The organism is Winogradskyella litoriviva (assembly GCF_013249065.1).
Lineage (GTDB): Bacteria > Bacteroidota > Bacteroidia > Flavobacteriales > Flavobacteriaceae > Winogradskyella > Winogradskyella litoriviva.
Genome location: NZ_JABRWQ010000019.1, coordinates 1 through 3,408, shown reverse-complemented (window position 1 = coordinate 3,408; position 3,408 = coordinate 1). Strand labels below are relative to the sequence as shown.

Sequence of the window (3,408 nt, the reverse complement as noted above, 5' to 3'; positions counted from 1 at the left end):
TTAACACTGTGTATAACTAATTGCTTTATTGAGCTTACGTACGAAAATCCTCTCGGATTTTCTATGTCGTGAATTATTGCTAACTTAGTTGCTTAAACCACGCAACTAAGTAATACACGCACACGTTGTAGGTAATATCCGAAAAGACTTATGGAATTTGAACCAGAATATTTTAGTGGAATTTTAAAAGTTCTGATATTGACAATGCTAGTTTCTATTGTTCCGATTTATTTTACTGAAAATTGGACTTTAATTTTGGGAGTATCACTAATTGGCTTTTTAGCAATTATATTATTGAATAATAAAAAGTGGATTAAGAAAGTAACGCTGGATTTTGAGAATAAAGTAATCTGCATAAAATATCCTCTGAATTTGATTGGAGCGAATAAAACTCAAATTGAATTTAAGGAAATTGAAAAAGTAACTTATTATGAATATATGAGTCGGACACCAGCTCATTATAAAATTGAATACAATGCGGGAAAACTGAGATTTAATTGTGGTGGAAATGAATCTGAAAAAATAAGTTCTAATCTTAAAACTTATGGAATTGAAACAAATTTTTATAACAAGAAAAAAGAAGTTGGATATAGATAAAATACTACCTACAACAATGTATAACCGCAATTACGGCGGATTCGACTACGTCCGAATCCACTCGGAATTGCCAACGTCAGTGCTAAACCGAAAATTAACGCATGTTAACCCGTAACTGACGGTTATACGAGACCGTTGTAAGCAATCTGAGAAAACGCGTTACTCAACCAAAAACATAGTTCACTCATTATGACTTTTACAGAAAAATTAGATAGATTAATTTTGAGAAACTAAAGAACTAAAAATGAAATTTTCGATTACACTTTCACTTATTCTCTTTTCTCTTCTCACTTTTGGACAAGACCTGACCGAAATAAAATTGTCATTGGAAAAACTAAAGATTGACGAAAATGGCTCGTACGAATCTGATAAATGGTATTATAATCCTGAAAAAGCTGACATTAAAGAAATAAAAAAAGAAACGCTGAATAAAGTAATGCCTGAATATGATTTTTACAGCGTGTATTTAGAAGGTTATTATGGTTGGCACAAGAAACATTCCAGATGCTTAGTCTTATTGAATTCTGATAGCGGGAAATTAGTGATAATTGACCCAATTTGGTACGATGAAATAAGTCCTGTACTGATTAAAATGATTATTGGTTATGAATTCGAAAATAAAAAGGAACTACAATTATTTACTTTTGAACTACAAGAAGTTTTGCTTACTGGTTCAATCAATCTTGATTTTAACAACACAATATTCACAGAAAATAATATAACTTTTAACTTAATCGAAACGCACAAAGAAGAAGGAAATGTTTGGAGAAAGATTGAAATTGGAATTAATAAAAATACGATTGAATCTCTAACTTCAACAAATCCGATAACTGAAGAAAAGCGAATAATAAATAAATAAAAACTGCTTACAACACCGTGTATAATTAATTGCTTGGTCACTGCCGACTTACGAACATTCCTGCGGAATATTCTATCTGTGATTTATTTGCTAATTTAGTTGCTTAACCACGCAACTAACCATACACAACAACGTTGTGGGTAATGCAAAAAAAATCACGTAAACCAATGAAATTAGACTTTCAATTGAACATTTCGCCAACTCAATCTGACTTGAAAAAAGTTGAAAAATGGTTAATTGAAGAAGATAAAACTTCTGGAAACGGATTTTATTGCAATTGGGCAATTATAGAAAAAGCATTTATAAAAAAGGAATTTATAACTTTAAATCACAATGATTTACCAATCGGATTTTTAGTTTGGAGCGAAAGAGAGATTTATGCCGAAATTGATATTATGGAAATCAAACCTGAAAATCGAAATAGCGGAATTGGAAAATATTTCTTTAACCAAATCGCTGAATTTTTTAAAGAAAAAGGATTTTTAGCTCTTAAATTGTTTTGCTCGCCAATTGAGTCAGAAAGATTTTGGAAAAAAATGGATTTTATCAAATTTCCTGATAGAGGATATTCGGAATCTGAATTGACTTACTATAAACCATTAATTGAAATTAAACAAACAACAAAAAACAATTCAGATAACAAAATCGAATTATGGAACGTTGAACCTTATCAAATAAAAAATCACAAACCAAAATGGACTTGGGAAATTAATACAAATTCAGACAAGTTATTATTGCCAATAATTCAACCTTGTAACTGCAATTGGAATTTACGATTGACAAAAAATGGAAAACAAATAAAAGAAGATAAAGTAAAATACTTTTCAAAAAAAAATAGAATAGAATACAGTCCATTTTTATTAATAACAGAACTGAATGAATAAAAGAATATTAGGATTTATATTAATTATCATTGGATTTGGTTTGGATATTTTTGCTTGGTCAACTAAAATTGGACATCCAATTAGTACAATTTGCTTATTATTAGGAATTGGACTAATAGTTGGTGGAATCATAATGACATTAATGAAACCGAAAAGGAAAAGCACGTACCCACAACACCGTGTATAATTAATTGCTGGTTTTAGCCAATTTACGAAAGTCCTCTCGGACTTTCTATCTGTGTTTTATTTGCTAACTTTAGTGCTTAAAACACGCAACTAATCATACACAACAACGTTGTAGCACATTTGAGAAAACCTATGAATAAGATTTTGACTTTGCCAGTTTTAATAATCCTTTCGTTTCTGACTTTAGGAAATTCGACTGAATTAAAAACTCTGAATGAAACTGAATACGAGAAAAACTTAAATACTGCTTCTGAATTATATTTAGAAAAAAAGAAAATTCCTGAATCTATTTTAATAAAATTAGTACCTGAAAACTATACTGAATTCGGAATATATTATGGGACAACTGGACCTGACCACAAAATGGGAAAAACGGACTTTTTCTATGACACTACTCGACTGATTTTTGAACAAGCGACTTCTGAAAAAAATTCTGAATTTTACTTGCCGAGTTTAAATCTTGCGAGTTTTGCAGATGGAGAATACGCAGATGTATTTATTGAGTATTTGGAATTAATAATAAATACGGACAAAGAAAAGTTTTGCGAATCATTAAGTGGAATAAAATATAAAAATCGTAATCCGATTAAATATTATTCTGAGTTAAATAAATGTGAATAAAAACGTGCTACAACACCGTGTATAATTAATTGCTTTGGTCGTTGCTTATTTGGAAAATTCCTTCGGAATTTTCTCGCGTTCGTTTTTGTTTACTAAATTAGTTGCTCAAACACGCAACTAACCATACACAAAACCGTTAGCTGTAATAACTCAGCGCAGTTTCTAAACTTGAATTTGAAGCGCATATCTAAAACGTTTTAAGCCGAACTGAACGCAAAAACTCACTCGAATTCTGAATTTTAAAACGTTGGAACTTGATAC

Annotated in this window: 4 protein-coding genes; all 4 read left to right on the top strand. The window is 30.3% G+C overall.

What is annotated here, in order from left to right:
• The first annotated feature begins 150 nt into the window (after positions 1-150).
• The 4 genes from HNV10_RS17010 (at position 151) to HNV10_RS16995 (ending at position 3,147) form a co-directional block, all read left to right on the top strand.
• Positions 151-597, top strand: coding sequence for a hypothetical protein (locus HNV10_RS17010; RefSeq protein ID WP_173302651.1), 447 nt, complete (start codon positions 151-153; stop codon positions 595-597).
• A 325-nt stretch (positions 598-922) separates the two neighbouring features.
• On the top strand, positions 923-1,456 hold the full coding sequence (locus HNV10_RS17005; RefSeq protein ID WP_173302649.1) for a hypothetical protein: 534 nt from the start codon (positions 923-925) through the stop codon (positions 1,454-1,456).
• Positions 1,457-1,623: 167 nt separating this feature from the next.
• The gene (locus tag HNV10_RS17000; RefSeq protein ID WP_173302647.1) at positions 1,624-2,340 is read left to right on the top strand and encodes a GNAT family N-acetyltransferase; all 717 of its coding nucleotides are present in this window, start codon (positions 1,624-1,626) and stop codon (positions 2,338-2,340) included.
• A 318-nt stretch (positions 2,341-2,658) separates the two neighbouring features.
• Positions 2,659-3,147, top strand: a complete 489-nt coding sequence (locus HNV10_RS16995) for a hypothetical protein (protein ID WP_173302645.1) — start codon at positions 2,659-2,661, stop codon at positions 3,145-3,147.
• Positions 3,148-3,408 lie beyond the last annotated feature (261 nt).